Genomic DNA, 21,043 nt, shown 5'->3' on the forward strand with positions numbered 1-21,043 from the left:
CTGCTCCCTGCGGCTCCCCTGTCCCGACCGCCCGGCCTGACCTCGAACGGCGCTCCCGGCCTCTACCCGTTGGACGGATTCCCGATGGATAACGAAGAGAAGCTCCTCGACTACCTGAAGCGTGTGTCGGCCGACCTGCGGCAGACCAGGGAGCGCCTGCGGGCGGTGGAGGCCGCGTCGGGCGAGCCGGTGGCCGTGGTGGGCATCGGCTGCCGGTACCCCGGCGGGGTGCGGTCCCCGGAGGACCTGTGGCGGCTGGTGGTGGACGGCGGGGACGCCGTGGGGCCGCTGCCGACCGACCGGGGCTGGGACAACGAGGCACTGTTCGATCCCGAGGCGGCGCGGCCGGGGTCCAGCTATGTGCGGGCCGGTGGGTTCCTCGACGCGGTGGCCGAGTTCGACGCGGGGTTCTTCGGGATCTCGCCGCGGGAGGCGCTGGCGATGGACCCGCAGCAGCGGTTGCTGCTGGAGACCTCGTGGGAGGCGGTGGAGCGGGCGGGGATCGACCCGGCCTCGCTACGGGGGAGCCGGACGGGCGTCTTCGCCGGCGCGCTCTCCCAGGAGTACGGCCCCCGGCTGCACGAGGGCTCGGACGACCTCGCCGGCTACCTGCTGACGGGCAACACGCTCAGCGTGCTGTCCGGCCGGGTCTCGTACGCGTTGGGGTTGGAGGGGCCGGCGGTGACGGTGGACACGGCGTGTTCGTCGTCGTTGGTGGCGTTGCACCTGGCGGTGCAGTCGTTGCGGTCGGGTGAGTGCGACCTGGCGTTGGCGGGTGGGGTGACGGTGATGTCGACTCCGGGGATGTTCGTGGAGTTCTCGCGGCAGCGGGGGTTGTCGAGGGACGGTCGGTGCCGTTCCTTCTCGGTGGATGCCGAGGGGTTCGGTATGGCCGAGGGTGTCGGGGTCCTGTTGGTGGAGCGGCTGTCGGACGCGGTGCGCAACGGGCATCCGGTGTTGGCGGTGGTGCGGGGCAGTGCGGTGAACCAGGACGGTGCGTCGAACGGTCTGACGGCGCCGAACGGTCCGTCGCAGCAGCGGGTGATCCGGCAGGCGCTGGCGAACGCCGGACTGTCCGCGCCGGACGTGGACGTGGTGGAGGCCCACGGCACGGGGACCCGCCTCGGCGACCCGATCGAGGCCCACGCGCTGCTGGCCACCTACGGCCAGGACCGCCCGGCGGAGCGGCCGTTGTACCTCGGGTCGGTCAAGTCCAACATCGGGCATCCGCAGGCGGCGGCGGGTGTGGCGGGTGTGATCAAGATGGTGTCGGCGATGCGGGCGGGTGTGCTGCCGAGGACGCTGCACGCCGACCAGCCCTCGCCGGAAGTGGACTGGGACGCGGGGTCGGTGGAGTTGCTGACGGAGGCCCGGGAGTGGGGCTCTTCGGTGGAGCGGCCGCGTCGGGCGGCTGTCTCCTCCTTCGGGATCAGCGGGACCAATGCGCATGTGGTGCTGGAGCAGGCACCGGTGGAGGACCCTGCGGCTTCCTTGTCGGGGGCGGGGGTGGTGCCGTTGGTCGTCTCCGCGCGGGGCGGGTCGGCGTTGCGGGCGCAGGGCGCGCGGTTGGCCGACTGGTGGGAGGCACGGGACGACCTGGGTGTGCCGGACGTGGCCTACTCGCTGGCCTCGGGGCGTGCGCGGCTGGAGCGCCGGGCCGTGATCGTGGCGGGGGACCGGGCCCAGGCGTTGGCCGGTGTCCGTGCGTTGGCTTCGGGCGAGCCGTCGCCCGCGCTGGTGGAGGGTACGGCCGATCTGCCGGAAGCCTCCGGCGTGGTGTTCGTGTTCCCGGGGCAGGGGGCGCAGTGGGTGGGGATGGGTGGGGAGTTGGTGGATTCCTCGCCGGTGTTCGCGGCGCGGTTGGCGGAGTGTGCGGAGGCGTTGCGGCCGTTCGTCGACTGGGATCTGCTCGATGTGCTGCGTGGTGTGCCCGGTGCTCCGTCGTTGGAGCGGGTGGATGTGGTGCAGCCGGTGTCGTTCGCGGTGATGGTGTCGTTGGCGGCGTTGTGGCGTTCGTACGGTGTGGTGCCGTCGGCGGTGGTGGGGCATTCGCAGGGGGAGATCGCGGCGGCGTGTGTGGCGGGTGCGTTGTCGCTGTCGGAGGCGGCGCGGATCGTGGCGTTGCGCAGCCGGGTGATCGCGGAGCGGCTGGCGGGCCGGGGCGGGATGGTGTCGCTGGCGCTGAGCCCGGTCGAGGCGGGGGAGTTGGTGGCTGCCGCGGAGGGCCGGTTGTCGGTGGCGGCGGTGAACGGGCCCGGCTCGGTGGTGGTGTCGGGGGAGCCGGCGGCGTTGGAAGGGCTGCTGGCGGACTGTGAGGCGCGGGGGGTGCGGGCGCGTCGGATCCCGGTCGACTACGCCTCGCACTCCGCGCAGGTCGAGACCGTCCGGGAGCACCTGCTCGCCGCCCTCGGTCCGGACCGGGCGGCGGCCTCGGAGGTGGCGTTCTACTCCACCGTCACCGGCGACCTCCTGGACACCGAGGGGATCGACGCCGACTACTGGTACCGCAACCTGCGCGAGACGGTGCGCTTCGACCAGGCCGTCCACCGGCTCTCCGCACAGGGCCACGGCGTCTTCATCGAGGTCAGCCCCCACCCCGTGCTACGCCCGGGCATCGAGGAGACGGTCGACGCCGTGGTGGTCGGGTCGTTGCGGCGGAACGAGGGTGGGCTTGAGCGTTTCCTCGCGTCGGTGGCCGAGGTGTGGGTGCGCGGTGTGCCGGTGGACTGGGCCGTGGCCACGGGGGGTGGGCGTCGGGTGGAGTTGCCGACGTATGCGTTCCAGGGTGAGCGGTTCTGGCTGGAGCCGTCGGTGGTGGGTTCGGGTGTTTCGCCGTTGAGTGCGGTGGATGCGTTGCGGTATCGCGTGGTGTGGCGGCCGTTGGACGTGGTTCCGGCGGTGGTGTCGGGGGGTGCGTGGCTGCTGGTGGTGCCGGAGGGTGGCGCGGACGGTGGTTGGGGGTCGGCGCTGGTGTCGGCGTTCGCCGAACTCGGTGTGGATGCCGGTGTGTTGGTGGTGGACGGTGCGGTTGGGCGTGACTCGTTGGCGGCGTCGCTGAAGGGGCGTGAGCCGGCGGGAGTGGTGTCGCTGCTGGGCAGTGGGCCGGGCGCGGTGGCCGGTGGTGGGTCGGTGCCGTGGGGTCTGGCGGCGTCGGTGGCGTTGGTGCAGGCGTTGGAGGACGTGGGTGTGGCGGCGCCGTTGTGGTGTGTGACGCGGGGTGCGGTGGCGGTGGGTGGTGGTGAGCGGGTGTCCGGTCCGGAGCAGGCGATGCTCTGGGGTCTGGGCCGGGTGGTCGCCGCGGAGCTGCCGGACCGTTGGGGTGGTGTGGTGGATGTGCCGGAGTCGCCCGGCGTCGATCTGGCGCGGGCCACGGTCACCGCCCTGCTGGGTGGCCACGGTGAGGACGAACTGGCGGTCCGGTCTGCGGGGTTGTCCGTCCGCCGGTTGGAGCGGGCGCCGCTGGCGGGACGTCCGGCGGTGCGTGACTGGAAGCCCGGCGGTACTGTGCTGATCACGGGTGCCACCGGCGCGCTCGGCCGTCACCTCGCCCGGCGACTGGCCGCCGACGGCGCCGAACACCTGCTGCTGCTGAGTCGGAGCGGTCGTGCCGCCCCCGGCGCCGAGGCGTTCGAAGCGGAGCTCACGGGGCTCGGCGCGAAGGTCACCGTGGCCGCCTGCGACGTGTCCGACCGGGATGCGGTCGCCGAGGTGCTGGCCGCGCTGCCGGCGGAGCACCCGCTCACCGCCGTGTTCCACACGGCCGCCCTGCTCGACGACGCCCTGATCGGTGACCTGACCGTCAATCAGATGGAGCACGTGCTGCGGGTCAAGGTCGGCGGCGCCCGGGTGCTGCACGAGCTGACCGCGGGCCTGGACCTCTCCGCCTTCGTCCTGTTCTCCTCGATCGCCGGGACGTGCGGCCTGGCCGGTCACGCCAACTACGCACCGGGCAACGCCTATCTGGACGCACTGGCCCACCAGCGGCGGGCCGACGGCCTGCCCGCCACCGCGATCGCCTGGGGCCACTGGGACGGCGGCGGCATCGCCGCACCCGCCATCGAGGAGCAGATCCGGCGACGCGGTGTGCTGACCTTCCGGCCGGAGCTGGCACTGGACGCGCTCGCGGGGATCCTCGACCACGACGAGACCGCGGTCGCCGTCTTCAGCACCCGCTGGGACGGTACCGGGCTCGGCGCGGGCGCCAGGCCGGTCCCGCTGCTGAGTGACCTGCTCGCCGCCGATCGCCCGGTGGCCGGTCCGGAGCGGACGCCCGCGACCTCCGCCGAGGTGTCCCCGGACCTGGCCCGCCGCCTGGCCGGACGCTCCGCCGAGGAGCAGCGGAAGGCCCTGCTGGACACCGTCCGCCAGGTGGTCGCCTCCGTCCTGCGGCACTCCTCCGACGACACCGTCCCGCCGAGCCGCGCCTTCAAGGAGCTCGGCTTCGACTCGCTCACCGCCGTCGAACTGCGCAACCGCCTGCGGATCGCGACCGGCCTGCGGCTGACCGCCACCCTGATCTACGACCATCCGACCCCGGCGGCGCTCGCCGACCACCTGCACGCGGAACTCTTCGGGCACCAGCCGGCCTTCCCGGCCGCCCGTCCGGTGACGGCCGGGTCCGACGAGCCCGTCGTGATCGTCGGGATGAGCTGCCGGTACCCCGGTGGCGTGCGCTCGCCGGAGGACCTGTGGCGGCTGCTCGACGCGGGAACGGACGCGATCTCCGCGCTGCCCGCGGATCGCGGCTGGGACGTCGACGGCCTGTACGACGCCGACCCCGACGCGTCCGGGCGGTCCTACGTCCGGGCCGGCGGATTCCTGGACGCCGCCACCGAGTTCGACGCGGGGTTCTTCGGGATCTCGCCGCGTGAGGCGCTGGCGATGGACCCGCAGCAGCGGTTGCTGCTGGAGACCTCCTGGGAGGCCTTCGAAAGGGCGGGGATCGACCCCGATTCGGCCCGGGGCAGCAGGACCGGCGTTTTCGCGGGCCTCAGCATGCAGGACTACACGACCCTGCTGCGCGAGGCGTCGACCGAGGTCGAGGGCTACGCGGTGACGGGCAGCGCGGGCAGCGTGCTCTCGGGCCGGGTCTCGTACGCGTTGGGGTTGGAGGGGCCGGCGGTGACGGTGGACACGGCGTGTTCGTCGTCGTTGGTGGCGTTGCACCTGGCGGTGCAGTCGTTGCGGTCGGGTGAGTGCGACCTGGCGTTGGCGGGTGGGGTGACGGTGATGTCGACTCCGGGGATGTTCGTGGAGTTCTCGCGGCAGCGGGGGTTGTCGAGGGACGGTCGGTGCCGTTCCTTCTCGGTGGATGCCGAGGGGTTCGGTATGGCCGAGGGTGTCGGGGTCCTGTTGGTGGAGCGGCTTTCGGACGCGGTGCGCAACGGGCATCCGGTGCTGGCGGTGGTGCGGGGCAGTGCGGTGAACCAGGACGGTGCGTCGAACGGTCTGACGGCGCCGAACGGTCCTTCGCAGCAGCGGGTGATCCGGCAGGCGCTGGCGAACGCCGGACTGTCCGCGCGGGATGTGGACGCCGTCGAGGCCCACGGTACGGGCACCACCCTGGGTGACCCGATCGAGGCGCAGGCCCTGCTGGCCACCTACGGTCAGGACCGCGCCGGGGGAGCACCGCTCTGGCTGGGCTCGGTGAAGTCGAACATCGGGCACACCCAGGCGGCGGCGGGTGTGGCGGGTGTGATCAAGATGGTGTCGGCGATGCGGGCGGGTGTGCTGCCGAGGACGCTGCACGCCGACGAGCCCTCGCCGCACATCGACTGGTCCTCGGGCGCGGTGGAGTTGCTGACGGAGGCCCGGGAGTGGGGTTCTTCGGTGGAGCGGCCGCGTCGGGCGGCTGTCTCCTCCTTCGGGATCAGCGGGACGAATGCGCATGTGGTGCTGGAGCAGGCGCCGGTGGAGGAGCTGGCGGCCGCGTCGTCGGGGCCGGGGGTGGTGCCGTTGGTCGTCTCCGCGCGGGGCGGGTCGGCGTTGCGGGCGCAGGGCGCGCGGTTGGCCGACTGGTGGGAGGCGCGTGACGACCTGGGTGTGCCGGACGTGGCCTACTCGCTGGCCTCGGGGCGTGCGCGGCTGGAGCGCCGGGCCGTCGTCGTCGCGGAGGACCGGGCCCAGGCGCTGGCCGGTCTGCGCGCCGTGGGCGGGGCCTCGCCGGCAGCGGGGGTCGTCGAGGGTACGGCCGACCTGCCGCATGACGCGGGGGTGGTGTTCGTCTTCCCGGGGCAGGGAGCGCAGTGGGCAGGCATGGGCCGGGAGTTGCTGGATTCCTCGCCGGTGTTCGCGGCGCGGTTGGCGGAGTGCGCGCAGGCCTTGAAGCCCTTCGTCGACTGGGACGTGCTCGATGTGCTGCGGGGCGTGCCCGGCGCGCCGTCGCTGGACCGGGTGGATGTGGTCCAGCCGGTGTCGTTCGCGGTGATGGTCGCGCTGGCCGAGCTGTGGCGTTCCTACGGTGTCGAGCCGTCGGCGGTCGTCGGCCACTCGCAAGGGGAGATCGCGGCCGCCTGTGTGGCGGGTGCGATCTCCTTGGTGGACGCGGCGCGGATCGTGGCCTTGCGCAGCCGGGTGATCGCGGACGCACTCGCGGGCCTGGGCGGGATGGTGTCGCTGGCGTTTAGCCCGGTCGAGGCGGGGGAGTTGGTGGCCGCCGCGGAGGGCCGGTTGTCGGTGGCGGCGGTGAACGGACCCGGCTCGGTGGTGGTGTCGGGAGAGCCGGCGGCGTTGGAGGGGCTGCTGGCGGACTGTGAGGCGCGGGGGGTGCGGGCGCGCCGGATCCCGGTCGACTACGCCTCGCACTCCGCACAGGTCGAGACCGTCCGGGGCCGACTGCTCGACGTCCTGGGCGAGGTCACCGCCCGGTCGGCGGAGGTGCCGTTCTACTCGTCCGTGACCGGCGGCCGGGTGGACACGACGATGCTGGACGCGGAGTACTGGTACCGGAACCTGCGGGAACCGGTGGCGTTCGCCGCGGCCGTGCGGGCCTGTGCGGCCGACGAGTTCCGGGCGTTCGTCGAGAGCAGCGCGCACCCGGTGCTGAGCCTGGCCGTCGAGGAGACCTTGGAGGAGCACGGCGGAGACGCCGTGGTGGTCGGGTCGTTGCGGCGGAACGAGGGTGGGCTTGAGCGTTTCCTCGCGTCGGTGGCCGAGGTGTGGGTGCGTGGTGTGCCGGTGGACTGGGGTGTGGCCACGGGGGGTGGGCGTCGGGTGGAGTTGCCGACGTATGCGTTCCAGGGTGAGCGGTTCTGGCTGGAGCCGTCGGTGGTGGGTTCGGGTGTTTCGCCGTTGAGTGCGGTGGATGCGTTGCGGTATCGCGTGGTGTGGCGGCCGTTGGACGTGGTTCCGGCGGTGGTGTCGGGGGGTGCGTGGCTGCTGGTGGTGCCGGAGGGTGGCGCGGACGGTGGTTGGGGGTCGGCGCTGGTGTCGGCGTTCGCCGAACTCGGTGTGGATGCCGCTGTGTTGGTGGTGGACGGCGCGGTTCGGCGTGACTCGTTGGCGGCGTCGCTGAAGGGGCGTGAGCCGGCGGGGGTGGTGTCGCTGCTGGGCAGTGGGTTGGGCGCGGTGGCCGGTGGGTCGGTGCCGTGGGGTCTGGCGGCGTCGGTGGCGTTGGTGCAGGCGTTGGAGGACGCGGGTGTGGCGGCGCCGTTGTGGTGTGTGACGCGGGGTGCGGTGGCGGTGGGTGGTGGTGAGCGGGTGTCCGGTCCGGAGCAGGCGATGCTCTGGGGTCTGGGCCGGGTGGTCGCCGCGGAGCTGCCGGACCGTTGGGGTGGTGTGGTGGATGTGCCGGATTCGCCCGGCGTCGATCTGGCGCGGGCCACGGTCACCGCCCTGATCGGCGGCCACGGTGAGGACGAACTGGCCGTTCGTGCTGCGGGGTTGTCCGTCCGCCGGTTGGAGCGGGCGCCGCTGGCGGGCCGTCCGCCGGTGCGTGACTGGAGGCCCGGCGGCACTGTGCTGATCACGGGTGCCACCGGCGCGCTCGGCCGTCACCTCGCCCGGCGACTGGCCGCCGACGGCGCCGAACACCTGCTGCTGCTGAGCGAGGACGCCTTCGAGGACGCCGAGTTCCTCGCCGAGCTGACCGCCTCCGGTGCCCGGGTGAGCGCTCACCGGTGCGAGGTGTCCGACCGGGCCGCGGTGGGCGAGCTGCTGGCCGGGCTGCCCGGGGAGCACCCGCTCACGGCCGTGTTCCACGCCGCCACGCTGCTCGACGACGCCCTGGTCGATGCCTTGACGGTCGATCAGATGGAGCACGTGCTGCGGGTCAGGGCGGGCGGTGCCCGGGTGCTGCACGAGCTGACCGAGGGCCTGGACCTCTCCGCCTTCGTCCTGTTCTCCTCCTTCGCCGGCGTCTGTGGTCTGGCCGGTCACGCCAACTACGCACCGGGCAACGCCTATCTGGACGCGCTGGCGCACCAGCGGCGGGCGGACGGCCTGCCCGCCACGGCGATCGCCTGGGGCCACTGGGACGGTGCTGTCACGGCCGCCCCCGGTACCGAGGACCGGATCCGCCGGCACGGGGCCCGGGACCTCGACCCGGAGCTGGCCCTGGACGCCCTCCGGGGGATCCTGGACCACGACGAGACCTCCGTCGCCGTCCTGCACTGCGCCTGGGACGACCCGGCCTGGCGCCTGCCCCTGCTGAGCGGCCTCCGCGCCGAACGGCCAGGGCCGGCCCCGTCCGGCCCGGCGGTCGCCGACCCGCCGGACGACCCGGCGGCCGCGCTGGCCCGCCGCCTGGCGGAGCTGCCGGAGGCCGAGCGCCCCGGCGCCCTGCTGGCGCTGGTCCGGCCGGTGATCGCGACCGTCCTGCGGCACTCCTCGCCGGACGCGATCGAGCCCGACCAGCCGTTCAAGGACCTCGGCTTCGACTCGCTCACCGCCGTCGAACTGCGCAACCGCCTGCGGACCGCGACCGGCCTGCGGCTGACCTCCACCCTGATCTACGACCATCCGACGCCGGCGGCGCTCGCCGACCACCTGCACGCCGAACTGGCCCCGCGCCCCGACACCACCGTGGTGCCGGTCCTGGCCGAACTGGACCGGCTGGCGGCGGTCCTGTCCGCCGCCTCGCTCGCGGTGGCCGAACGCCAGGCGGTCGGCGACCGCCTCCAGGACCTGCTGGCCGGCTGGCGCGCCACCGCGTCGCGCGCCGACGGTCCCGCCGACACCGTCACCGAACTCGAAGCCGTGACCGACGACGAGCTGATCGGGCTCCTCGGCGACGAGTTCGGCATCTACCAGCCCGATCACTCCGCAGAGGGAAACGCTCATGAATGACGACCGGATGCGCTACTTCCTCAACCGGGTGACCGCCGAGCTGCGCGAGACCCGCGACCGCCTGCGGGAGGTGGAGGACAGCCGGCAGGAGCCGATCGCGATCGTCGGCATGGCCTGCCGGCTGCCCGGCGGCGTCACCTCGCCCGAGGGCCTGTGGGACCTGGTGGCGGCCGGCTCCGACGTGATCTCGGGGCTGCCCGTCAACCGCGGTTGGGACCTCACCGACTTCTACGACCCGGACCCCGACGTGCCGGGCCGCTCCTACGTCCGGGCCGGCGGGTTCCTGCACGAGGCCGCCGACTTCGACGCCGCGTTCTTCGGCATCTCGCCGCGCGAGGCGCTGGCGATGGACCCGCAGCAGCGGCTGCTGCTGGAGACCGCCTGGGAGGCCTTCGAGCACGCGGGCATCGATCCGGTGTCGGTGCGCGGGACCGACACCGGGGTGTTCGCCGGCGTGGTCTACGGCGACTACGCGCGGCGCGGTGCGCAGATCCCGGCCGATCTGGAGGGGCACGTCGGCACCGGCAGCGCCGCCAGTGTCGCCTCGGGCCGGATCTCCTACACCCTGGGCCTGGAAGGCCCCGCGGTGACGGTCGACACCGCCTGCTCCTCCTCCCTGGTCGCCCTGCACCTGGCCGTCCAGTCGCTGCGGTCGGGCGAGTGCTCGCTGGCGCTGGCCGGCGGGGTGACGGTGATGCTCACCCCCGAGGAGTTCGTCCGGTTCTCCCGGCTGCGCGGTCTGTCCACCGACGGGCGCTGCCGGGCCTTCGGGGCCGGCGCGGACGGCTTCGGGATGGCCGAGGGCGTCGGGCTGCTGCTGGTCGAGCGGCTGTCGGACGCGCGCCGCAACGGGCATCACGTCCTGGCGGTGGTGCGCGGGTCGGCGGTCAACCAGGACGGGCGGTCCAACGGGCTGTCCGCGCCGAACGGCCCCGCCCAGCAGCGGGTGATCCGGCGGGCCCTGGCCGACGCCCGGCTGTCCGCCGCCGAGGTGGACGTGGTCGAGGCGCACGGCACGGGGACGAAGCTCGGCGACCCGATCGAGGCCCAGGCCCTGCTCGCCACCTACGGCCGGGACCGGCCGGCGGAGCAGCCGCTCTGGCTGGGCTCGCTGAAGTCCAACGTCGGCCACGCCCAGGGGGCGGCCGGCGTCTCCGGGGTGATCAAGATGGTGATGGCGATGCGGAAGGAGGTCCTGCCGAGGACGCTGCACGCCGAGGAGCCGTCCCCGCACATCGACTGGTCCTCGGGCGCGCTCCGGCTGCTCACCGAGGCCCGGCCGTGGCCGGCGGGGGAGCACCCGCGCCGGGCCGGCGTCTCGTCGTTCGGCATGAGCGGGACCAACGCGCACGTCGTCCTCGAACAGGCCCCGGCCCCGGTGGACGCGGAGCCGGGGGAGGCGCCGGCCGCGGTCGCGCCGGTACCGGCGCCCGCCGTGGTGCCGTGGCTGCTGTCGGCGCGCAGCGCGCCCGCGCTCCGCGAGCAGGCCGCGCGCCTGCGTTCGGCCCTCGGGGCGGGCCGGGCCGAGGATCCGGCGGCGGTCGGCCATGCGCTGGCGACCACCCGGGCCGTTCTGGAGCACCGCGCGGTGGTGCTCGGGACCGACACGGACAGCCTGCTGCGCGGTCTCGACGCCGTGGCCGGGGACTCCCCGGCGCCGGGTGTGGTCCGCGGCGTGGCGGCGGCCCCCGGCCCGGGCCGGACGGTGTTCGTCTTTCCGGGGCAGGGTTCGCAGTGGGTCGGGATGGGTGTGGAGCTGTTGGCGGAGTCGGAGGTGTTCGCGGCGCGGTTGGCAGAGTGTGCGGAGGCGTTGGGGCCGTTCGTCGACTGGGATCTGCTCGATGTGCTGCGTGGTGTGCCCGGTGCTCCGTCGTTGGAGCGGGTGGATGTGGTGCAGCCGGTGCTGTTCGCGGTGATGGTGTCGTTGGCGCAGTTGTGGCGTTCGTACGGTGTGGAGCCGTCGGCGGTGGTGGGGCATTCGCAGGGGGAGATCGCGGCGGCGTGTGTGGCGGGTGTGTTGTCGCTGTCGGATGCGGCGCGGGTCGTGGCGTTGCGCAGTCGGGCGTTGACCGGGTTGGCCGGGCGCGGTGGGATGGTGTCCGTTCCGCTGCCTGCCGGTGAGGTAGGTGAGTTGATCGTCCGCTGGCGGGACCGGATCCAGGTGGCGGCGCTGAACGGCCCGGCGGGGACGGTGGTGGCCGGTAAACCGGAGGCGCTGGACGAGCTTCTGACGCATTGCCAGGAGCGCGGGGTGCGGGCCCGGCGGATTCCGGTGGACTACGCCTCGCACACCTCGCAGGTGGAGCGGTTGCGCGAGGAACTGCTGGCGGTGCTCGCGCCGGTCGAGCCGGGCCCGGCCGGGGTGCCGTTCTACTCGACGGTCGAGGAGCGCTGGCTGACCGGCGCCGAGCTCGACGCCGACTACTGGTACCGCAACCTGCGCCGGACCGTCGCCTTCGAGCCCGCGACCCGGGCGCTGGCGGAGCAGGGCCACGGCGTCTTCGTCGAGGTCAGTCCGCACCCGGTGCTGACGGCGAGCCTCCAGGAGACGCTGGAGGCGGCCGGGATCCAGGGCATCGTGACCGGCTCGCTCCGCCGCGACGACGGCGCCCCCGCCCGGTTCCTCGGCTCGCTCGCCGAGGTGCACGTCCAGGGCCGCCCGGTGGACTGGGCGGCGGCCTTCGGCGGCCCGCCCGCACGGCGGGTGGAGCTGCCGACCTATCCGTTCCAGCGGCAGCGCTACTGGCTGAACGCCTCCGGGCTCACGAGCGGCGGACTGACCGGCGCGGGGCTCGGCACGGCGGACCACCCGCTGCTCGGCGCGGTGATCGAACCGGCCGACAGCGACGAAGTCCTGTTCACCAACCGGCTCTCGCTGGACACCCACCCCTGGCTGGCCGACCACGCCGTGGCGGGCACCGCCATCCTGCCGGGCACCGCCTTCGTCGAACTGGCCGTCCGGGCCGGTGACCAGGTGGGGTGCGAGCTGCTCGACGAGCTGGTCATCGAGCGGCCGCTGGTGCTGCCCGACCAGGGCGGTCTCCAGTTGCAGGTGCGGGTGGGCGCCGCCCAGCCGTCCGGGGTGCGGCAGGTCGGGGTCCACACCCGCCCGGACCAGGGCGGCGAGGAGCCGTGGACCCGCCATGCCACCGCCGTGCTGGCGGCCGCCGGCTCGGCCCGGGACCGGTCCCCGGAGGCCTTCGACGCCGAAGTGTGGCCGCCGCCCGGCGCGGTGGCCCTGGAGACCGCCGGGCTGTACGAGCGGCTGGTGGCGGCGGGCTACCACTACGGGCCCGCCTTCCGGGGGCTGCGCGCCGCCTGGCGCCGTGGCGACGAGGTGTTCGCCGAGGTCGGCCTGGACGAGGAGCAGTCGGCCGAGGCGGGCCGGTACGGGCTCCACCCGGCGCTGCTGGACGCGGCCCTGCACGCCACCTTCCTGACCGGCGCCGACGCGGACGCCGATGCCGGCGCAGGCTCAGCCTCAGGCGCCGGGCCGGACGCGGTAGCCCGTCCCGGCGCCCCGATCGCCACCCGACTGCCGTTCGCCTGGAACGAGGTGCGCGTCCACGCGGTGGGCGCTTCGGCCCTGCGCGTCCGGCTGCGGCCGGACGGACCGGACCGGATGGCCCTGTCCGTCGCCGACCCCGCCGGGCAGCCGGTGGCGACCGCCCGGTCGCTGGCCCTGCGTCCGGTCTCCGCCGAGGAGTTCGGCCCGGCGGGCGCCGCCGCCGGGGACTCCCTCTACCGGATCGCATGGGCGCCGGCGCCCGGTGCGCCGGAGGCGGCGGCCCCGGCCCCGGCCGTGGTCGTCGAGCACTTCCCCGCGCCCGGGGCGGAGGGGGCGGCGGCCGTGCACCTGCTGGCCCGGCGGGCCCTCGACACCCTGCGGTCCTGGCTGGCCGACGAACGGTCGGCGGACCACCGGCTGGTGGTGGTGACGCGCTCCGCGACCGCCGTCCGGCCGGGCGAGGCCGCGGACCCGGCCGGCGCGGCCGTCTGGGGGCTGGTGCGCTCCGCGCAGGCCGAACACCCGGGGCGCCTGGTCCTGGTGGACGTCGACGACCCCGCCGCAGTGCCGCTCCTGCCGCCCGCCGTCCTCGCCTCCGAGGAGCCCCAACTGGCCGTCCGGGCGGGCGAGGTGCTGATGCCCCGGCTGGTCCGGGCGATCCCGTCCGGGGGCGGCGCACCGGCCCCGCGGTTCGATCCCGAGGGCACGGTGCTGGTCACCGGTGGTACCGGCACGCTGGGGTCGCTGCTGGCCCGGCATCTGGTGACGGCGTACGGGGTGCGGCATCTGCTGCTGGTGGGCCGTAGTGGCCCGGCGGCCGAGGGTGCCGGTGAACTGGAGGCCTCGCTGCGCGAACTGGGCGCCGAGGTGACCGTCGCGGCCTGCGACACCGCCGACCGCGACGCGCTGCGGGAGCTGCTCGCCGGCCTCCGGCGCCCGCTGACCGGTGTGCTGCACGCCGCCGGGGTACTGGACGACGGCCTGGTGGCCGGGCTGACGCCGGAGCGGCTGGCGGCCGTCCTGCGGCCCAAGATCGATGCCGCGCTCGCGCTGCACGAGCTCACTGCCGGTGAGGACCTCGCCGCGTTCGTCCTCTTCTCCTCCGCCGCGGGCGTGCTCGGCGGCGCCGGCCAGGCCTCCTACGCGGCGGCCAACGCCGCCCTGGACGCGCTCGCCGGGGCGCGGCGGGCGCAGGGGCTGCCCGCCGTGTCGCTGGCCTGGGGCCTGTGGGCCGAGGCCAGCGGGATGACCGGTCACCTGGACCGGGCCGACCACCGCCGGATCGCCCGGAGCGGCGTGCGGCCGTTCTCCTCGGAGCAGGGTCTCGCGCTGTTCGACGCCGCGCTCGCGGCCGACGAGGCGGTCCTGGTGCCGATGGCGCTCGACCTGGCCGGGCTGCGGTCCGCGGACGCGACCGTCCCCGCCCTGCTGCGCGGCCTGGTCCGGCCGGGGCGGCGGGTGGCCCGGGCCGCCGCCGAGGGCCGGGCGGCCGGGACCCTGACGGAGCGGCTCGCCGGCCGGCCGGCGGGTGAGCGCGGTCGGGCCCTGCTGGAGCTGGTGCGCGCGCACGCCGCGACGGTGCTCGGTCACAGCACCGGCTCCGGGATCGAACCGGCGCTCGCCTTCCGCGAGTTGGGCTTCGACTCGCTGACCGCGGTGGAGCTGCGCAACCGGCTCGCCACGGCCACCGGGCTCCGGCTGCCGGCCACCCTGGTGTTCGACCATCCGACGCCGGCCGTGCTGGCGCGGCGGCTGGAGGCCGAGCTGTTCGGCGAGGCCGAGGGCGCCCGCCCGGCCGCACTCGCCGCCGAGGCGCAGGACGAGCCCATCGCGATCGTCGGCATGTCCTGCCGCTTCCCGGGCGGCATCGACTCGCCGCAGGACCTCTGGGAGACGGTCGCGGCGGGCCGGGACGTGGTCGGGAGCTTCCCCGAGAACCGGGGCTGGGACCTCGACACGCTGTTCGACCCGGACCCGGACCGGCCGGGCAAGAGCTACGTCGACGCGGGCGCGTTCCTCGCCGACCCCGGGGAGTTCGACGCGGAGTTCTTCGGCATCTCGCCGCGCGAGGCGCTGGCGATGGACCCCCAGCAGCGGCTGCTGCTGGAGGCCTCCTGGGAGGCGTTTGAGCACGCGGGCATCGACCCGGCGGCGCTGCGGGGCAGCGACACCGGGGTGTTCGCGGGACTGCTCTACCACGAGTACGGCGCGCTGCTCGACCGGGCCGAGGGGGCGTCCGAGCTGGAGGCCTACGCGGGTACGGGCGGGGCGGGCAGCGTCGCGTCGGGCCGGATCTCCTACACGCTCGGGTTGGAGGGCCCGGCGATCACCGTCGACACCGCCTGCTCGTCCGCCCTGGTGGCGGTGCACCTGGCGAGCCGTTCGCTGCGCTCGGGTGAGTGCTCGCTGGCGCTGGCCGGCGGCGTGACCGTGATGACCACGCCGGCCGCGTTCACCGGTTTCTCCCGGCAGCGCGGGCTGGCGGCGGACGGGCGGTGCAAGCCGTTCTCCGCGACGGCCGACGGCACCGGCTGGTCCGAGGGGGTCGGCCTGCTGGTCCTGGAGCGGCTCTCCGACGCGCGCCGCCACGGACACCGGGTGCTCGCGGTGGTCCGGGGCAGCGCCGTCAACCAGGACGGGGCGAGCAACGGGCTGTCGGCGCCGAACGGACCGGCGCAGCAGCGGGTGATCCGGCAGGCGCTGGCCAACGCCGGGGTCGCCGCCGACGGCGTGGACGCCGTCGAGGCGCACGGCACCGGAACGGTGCTGGGCGATCCGATCGAGGCGCAGGCGCTGCTGGCGACGTACGGCCAGGACCGCGCCGAGGCGGAACCGCTCTGGCTGGGCTCGGTGAAGTCGAACCTCGGCCACACCCAGGGCGCCGCCGGCGCCGCCGGAATGATCAAGATGATCCAGGCGATGCGGCACGGGGTGCTGCCGAAGACGCTGCACGTGGCGGAGCCGACGGGGCAGGTGGACTGGTCGTCGGGTGCGGTGGAGCTGTTGACGCGGGCGCGGCCGTGGCCGGAGACGGGGCGGCCGAGGCGTTCGGCGGTGTCCTCGTTCGGGATCAGCGGGACCAACGCGCATGTGGTGCTGGAGCAGGCGCCGCCGGAGCCGTCGGAGTCGGCGGAGGCGGGCGCGGGCGGTGTGGTGCCGTGGCTGCTGTCGGGTGCTGACGAGGGCGCCCTGCGGGCCCAGGCCGGCCGGCTGGCTGCGCATCTGCGGGAGCGGCCGGAGCTGGGCGTGCGGGACGTCGGCCACGCGCTGGCGGTCAGCCGGGCGGCGCTGCCGGAGCGGGCCGCGGTCCTGGGCGCGGACCGGGCGGTGCTGCTGCGCGGCCTGGACGCGCTGGCCGAGGGTCGGCCCGCCGCCGCGACGGTGCGGGCCCGGGCGACGGCCGACGACCGGGTGGTGTTCGTCTTTCCGGGGCAGGGTTCGCAGTGGGTCGGGATGGGTGTGGAGCTGTTGGCGGAGTCGGAGGTGTTCGCGGCGCGGTTGGCGGAGTGTGCGGAGGCGTTGGGGCCGTTCGTCGACTGGGATCTGCTCGATGTGCTGCGTGGTGTGCCCGGTGCTCCGTCGTTGGAGCGGGTGGATGTGGTGCAGCCGGTGCTGTTCGCGGTGATGGTGTCGTTGGCGCAGTTGTGGCGTTCGTACGGTGTGGAGCCGTCGGCGGTGGTGGGGCATTCGCAGGGGGAGATCGCGGCGGCGTGTGTGGCGGGTGCGTTGTCGCTGTCGGATGCGGCGCGGGTCGTGGCGTTGCGCAGTCGGGCGTTGACCGGGTTGGCGGGCCTGGGTGGGATGGTGTCCGTTCCGCTGCCTGCCGGTGAGGTCGGTGAGTTGATCGTCCGCTGGCGGGACCGGATCCAGGTGGCGGCGCTGAACGGCCCGGCGGGGACGGTGGTGGCCGGTGAACCTGCTGCGTTGGACGAGCTTCTGACGTACTGCCAGGAGCACGGGGTGCGGGCTCGGCGGATTCCGGTGGACTACGCCTCGCACACCTCGCAGGTGGAGCGGTTGCGCGAGGAACTGCTGGCGGTGCTCGCGCCGGTCCAACCGGGCCCGGCCGAGGTGCCGTTCTACTCCTCGACGACCGGGAAGACGATGGAGGGGCGGGAGCTGGATGCCGCCTACTGGTACGCCAATCTGCGGCAGCCGGTGGAGTTCGAGGCCGCCACCCGGGCGCTGCTCGACGACGGCCACCGGGTCTTCGTCGAGGTCAGCCCCCACCCGGTGCTGACCACCAGCATCCAGGACACCGTCGAGAGCGCGGAGGCCACCGCGACGGTGACGGGCACGCTGCGCCGTGACGAGGGCGGGCCGGAGCGCTTGCTGGCCTCGGTGGCCGGGCTCTGGACCGCCGGTGTGCCGGTCGACTGGAGCGCCGCGACCGCCGGTGGCCGCCCGGTCGAGCTGCCCACCTACGCCTTCCAGCGCCGCCGCTACTGGGTGCAAGCGGCGGCGGACGAGCAGGGCGGTTCGGCCGCCGGCCTCGGGCTGGGGGACGCCGGCCATCCGCTGCTCGGCGCCGTGGTCGCCCCGGCGGGCGGTGACGGCCTGCTGCTCACCGGCCGGCTGTCGCGGCGCGGCCACCCGTGGCTCGCCGACCACGCCGTGCGGGAGACGGTGCTGCTGCCGGGGACGGCCTTCGTCGAGCTGGCCGTCCGGGCCGGTGACGAGGCCGGCTGCCCGGTCGTCGAGGACCTGGTCATCGAGGCGCCGCTGGCGCTGCCCGAGCGGGCGGCGGTCGGCATCCAGGTCGCGGTCGGGGACGCCGACGACACCGGACGGCGCACGGTGACCGTCCACGCCCGCCCGGGCGAGGGGCGGCCGTGGACCAGGCACGCCTCCGGGACCCTCGCCCCGGCCGACCCCGTGGAGGAGCCGGCCGACCTGGCCGTCTGGCCCCCCGCCGGTGCGGTCGCGGTGGACACCGAGGGCTTCTACGAGGGCCTCGACGAGGCCGGGTACCGCTACGGACCGGCGTTCCGCGGCCTGCGGACCCTCTGGCGGCGCGGTCCGGAGCTCTTCGCCGAGGTCGGCCTCCCGGAGTCCGAGCGCGCCGGGGCCGGGCGCTACGGACTGCACCCCGCCCTGCTGGACAGCGCCCTGCACGCCTGGGCGCTCCAGGGCGTCGGCGGCGCCGCCCGGCTCCCCTTCTCGTGGAGCGGGTTCCGCCTGCACGCCTCGGGCGCCACGGCGCTGCGGGTCCGGCTGGTGCCGACCGGTGAGGACAGCGTGTCGCTGCTGGTCGCCGACGAGGACGGCCGTCCGGTGGCCTCGGCGGCCTCGCTGCTGGTCCGGGAGATCCCGGGCGGCGCGCTCGCGCAGCGCGAGGCGGTGCTCCCCGACGCGCTCTTCGAGGTGGCCTGGCAGCCGCTGCCGCTCCCGGCCGGACCGGTCGCGCGGACGGCGCGGATCCTGGTCACCGCGGCGGGCGACGCCGACCCGGCCCGGGCCGTCCGGGACGCCGTCCGGCACGCGCTGACGGAGGTCCGGGCCAGGCTGGCCGAAACCCCCGCCGACGCCGGCCCGCTGGCCGTGGTGACCCGCGGTGCGGTGGCCGTCCGGGCGACGGACGGCGCGCCGGACCCGGTGGGCGCCGCCGTGCTGGGGCTGCTCCGCTCCGCCCAGGCCGAGCACCCCGGCCGCTTCGTCCTCGTCGACCTCGACGACGATCCCGCCGCTCCCGGGCTGTTGGACGCCGCCGTCGCCACCGGCGAGCCCCAACTCGCGGTCCGCGACGGCGTACTGCACGCCCCCCGGCTGGCCCGGGCGGTGGCGGCCCGGGGTGAACTGGCACTGCCCGACCCGACTGAGCTGCCCGCCACGCCTGAGCTGCCCGCCACGCCCGCCTGGCACCTGACCGCCGACGCGTCGGGCACCCTGGAGGGCCTGGCGTTCGCCCCGCACCCCGAGGCGCTCGCGCCGCTGGCCGCCGGCGAGCTGCGGATCGCCGTCCGCGCGGCCGGACTGAACTTCCGCGACACCCTGGTCGCGCTGGGGATGTACCCGGACCCGGCGGCGTACCTCGGCGGCGAGGGCGCCGGGGTGGTGCTGGAGACCGGCCCGGGGGTGACCGCCTTCGCCCCCGGGGACCGCGTCCTCGGCATGCTGCCCAAGTCCTTCGGACCGGTCGCGGTGGCCGATGCCCGGCTGGTGGCCCGGATTCCCGAGGGCTGGTCGTTCGCCGAGGCGGCGGCCATGCCGGTCGCCTTCCTGACGGCCTACTACGCCCTGTACGACCTGGCCGACCTGCGCCCCGGCGAGTCGGTGCTGATCCACGCCGCCGCCGGCGGGGTCGGAACGGCCGCCGTGCAACTGGCCCGGCACCGGGGCGCCGAGGTCTACGGCACGGCCGGCCGGGGCAAGTGGCCGGCGCTGCGCTCGCTCGGCCTCGACGACGACCGCATCGCCGACTCGCGGACCACCGGCTTCGAGCAGGCGTTCCTGGCGGCCAGCGGCGGGCGCGGGATGGACGTCGTCCTGGACTGCCTCGCGGGGGAGTTCGTCGACGCCTCGCTGCGCCTGCTGCCCCGTGGCGGGAGGTTCGTCGAGCTGGGCAAGACCGACGTCCGCGCCGCCGACGAGGTGGCCGCCGCGCACCCGGGCGTGACCTACCGGGCGTTCGACCTGGTGGCGGCCGCCGGACCGGACCGGATCCAGCAGATGCTGGCCGAACTGGTGGACCTCTTCGAGCAGGGCGTGCTGTCGCCGCTGCCGACGACCTGCTGGGACGTCCGGCGGGCGCCCGAGGCCTTCCGGCGGCTGAGCCAGGCCAAGCTGGTCGGCAAGGTCGTGCTGACCGTCCCCCGGCAGCTGGGCCCCGAGGGCACGGTGCTGGTCACCGGTGGTACCGGCACGCTGGGGTCGCTGCTGGCCCGGCACCTGGTGACGGCGTACGGGGTGCGGCATCTGCTGCTGGTGGGCCGTAGTGGCCCGGCGGCCGAGGGTGCCGGTGAACTGGAGGCCTCGCTGCGCGAACTGGGCGCCGAGGTGACCGTCGCGGCCTGCGACACCGCCGACCGCGACGCGCTGCGGGAGCTGCTCGCCGGGGTCCGACCGCCACTGAGCGGCGTCGTGCACACCGCGGGCGTGCTCGACGACGGCGTGGTGGAGTCCCTGACCGCCGAGCAACTGGACGCGGTGCTGCGGCCCAAGGCCGACGCGGCGCTCGCGCTGCACGAGCTCACCGCTGGTGAGGACCTCGCCGCCTTCGTCCTCTACTCCTCGGCCGCCGGTGTCTTCGGCAGCCCCGGGCAGGCCAACTACGCGGCGGCCAACGCCTTCCTGGACGCGCTCGCCGCCCGGCGACGGGAGGCCGGCCGGCCGGCGCTCTCGCTCGCCTGGGGGCTCTGGGAGCCCCGCAGCGGGATGACCGGACACCTCGGCGCGAGCGACCACGGCCGGCTGGCCAGGAGCGGCGCCCTCGGGATGACCCCGGAGCAGGGCCTCGCCCTGTTCGACGCCGCGGTCCGGCTGGACCGGTCGACGCTGGTGGCCGCGCCGCTCGACCTGGCCGGTCTGCGCGAGCGCGGCGGGGACGTCCCCCCGCTGCTGCGCGAGCTGGTCGCCCCGGCGCGCCGGCCGGCCGGCACCGGCCGGCCGGCGGACGGTTCGCTGGTCCTGCGGCTGACCAGGCTGCCCGCGGCCGAACGCACCCGCGTCCTGCTGCGGGCGGTCCGGGGCCACGCCGCCACCGTGCTCGGCCACGACGGGCCGGACCTGGTGGGGGCGGACCGCCCCTTCAAGGACCTCGGCTTCGACTCGCTGACCGCCGTCGAGCTGCGCAACCGGCTGAACACGGCGACCGGGCTGCGGCTGCCCCCCACCGTGGTCTTCGAGAGCCCGAGCGCGCGCGAACTCGCCGAGCGGCTGCGGCGGGAGCTCTTCCCCGACGGGGAGGCGCCCGGGGCCGGCGCCGCCGCGGTGCCCGGTACCGGCGCCGACGAGGACGGGATCCGCCGGACCCTCGCCGCGCTGCCGCTCGACCGGCTGCGGGAACTGGGCCTGCTCGACGTGCTGTTGGGCCTCGCCGAGGAGGCCCCGGCCCCCGCGGCGGCCCCCGGGCCGTCCCCCGAGCCGTCCGCTGTGTCGGCGCCCGACCCGACGTCCGACCCGGCGCCCGTCGCGGAGGACGAGCTCGACCGGCTCGACGGCATGGACGCCGAAGACCTGATCGCCCGCGCGTTCGGCAGCGCGACATGACGCCGCGCCCCGACCGCCCGGCCGGTCCGCCCGCCCGGGCCC

The 21,043-nt window shown here is 75.3% G+C and carries 2 protein-coding genes; both read left to right on the forward strand.

Annotation, left to right across the window (positions count from 1 at the left end; all coding sequences use genetic code 11):
• The first annotated feature begins 84 nt into the window (after positions 1-84).
• A complete protein-coding gene (locus tag ACZ4UX_RS25295) occupies positions 85-9,285 on the forward strand; it encodes a type I polyketide synthase (RefSeq protein WP_465708332.1) in 9,201 nt (3,066 codons plus the stop codon).
• Positions 9,278-21,001, forward strand: a complete 11,724-nt coding sequence (locus ACZ4UX_RS25300; protein ID WP_465708333.1) for an SDR family NAD(P)-dependent oxidoreductase — start codon at positions 9,278-9,280, stop codon at positions 20,999-21,001. The genes ACZ4UX_RS25295 and ACZ4UX_RS25300 overlap by 8 nt, the downstream gene beginning before the upstream one ends.
• Positions 21,002-21,043 lie beyond the last annotated feature (42 nt).

It is taken from the genome of Kitasatospora sp. NPDC028961 (assembly GCF_055564815.1).